General features: G+C 66.3%; 2 protein-coding genes. One reads left to right on the plus strand and one right to left on the minus strand.

Features of this window, described 5'->3' with window-relative positions; genetic code table 11:
* Nucleotides 1-760: acyl-CoA dehydrogenase family protein (locus AC1DOC_RS34760; protein WP_478131725.1), on the minus strand; the 760-nt coding region annotated here is incomplete at its 3' end.
* A gap of 175 nt (nt 761-935) precedes the next feature.
* On the opposite strand from AC1DOC_RS34760, the gene AC1DOC_RS34765 reads away from it, so the two are divergent.
* Nucleotides 936-1,082 (plus strand): LysR family transcriptional regulator (locus AC1DOC_RS34765; RefSeq protein WP_478131726.1); only part of this gene is annotated, 147 nt, incomplete at its 3' end.

Below are 1,082 nucleotides of genomic sequence, written 5' to 3' on the forward strand. Positions count from 1 at the left end.
TGAGGCAGGTGAAGGGGCCCTTCAGGCCCTGCACTTCTGGGAAGGCGTTTTCCTCGGGGCAGAACACGCCGTCCATGACGATCTCGCCGGTGATGCTGGCGCGCAGGCCGACCTTGCCGTGGATCGCCGGAGCGCTCAGGCCCTTCATGCCCTTCTCGAGCACGAAGCCGCGGATCGGGCCCACGGTGCCGCTTTCGCTGACTTCCTTGGCCCAGACCACGAACACGTCGGCGATCGGCGAGTTGCTGATCCACATCTTGGCGCCGGAAAGCGAGTAGCCGCCCGGCACCTTCTTGGCGCGCGTGACCATGCTGCCGGGGTCGGAGCCGTGGTCGGGTTCGGTCAGGCCGAAGCAGCCGATCCATTCGCCGGTGGCGAGCTTGGGCAGGAATTTCTGCTTCTGCGCCTCGGTGCCGAATTCGAAGRTGGGCACCATCACGAGCGAGCTCTGCACGCTGGCCATCGAGCGGTAGCCCGAGTCGACGCGCTCGACTTCGCGCGCGATCAGGCCGTAGGCCACGTAGTTGAGGCCGGGGCCGCCGTACTGCTCGGGGATCGTCGGGCCGAGCAGGCCGAGCGCGCCCATTTCGCGGAAGATGGCGGGGTCGGTCTCGCCGCTGCGGAAGCCCTCGATGACGCGGGGCGCGAGGCGCTCCTGGCAGTAGGCATTGGCCGCGTCGCGGATCATGCGTTCTTCGTCGGTCAGTTGCTGGTCGAGCAGGAAGGGGTCGTCCCAGTGGAATTGCGCTTTGGCGGCCATGTGCTTGTCTCCGGAAGAGGGAAAAGAGGGGAATGGGTCGATCCTAGCCATGCAGGGGGTTGGGCGCAAACGATGAATCCTCACCCAGATATGCGTCCTTTGCACATCTGACACCCCGGCGGCAAGACGTTTCCATTGATGACGGCGCCTGCCCAGTCATACACTACCGGCATACATGCGCCGCAAGATCCCGCCCCTGCAGACCCTCGTGTGCTTCGACGCCGCCGCGCGCCACGAGAGCTACACGCGCGCCGCGCAGGAACTCGCGCTCACGCAGAGCGCGGTGTCGCGCCAGATCGGCACGCTCGAAGCCTTCCTGGGC

The sequence above is a fragment of the Variovorax sp. 01T439_2 genome (genome assembly GCF_056398445.1).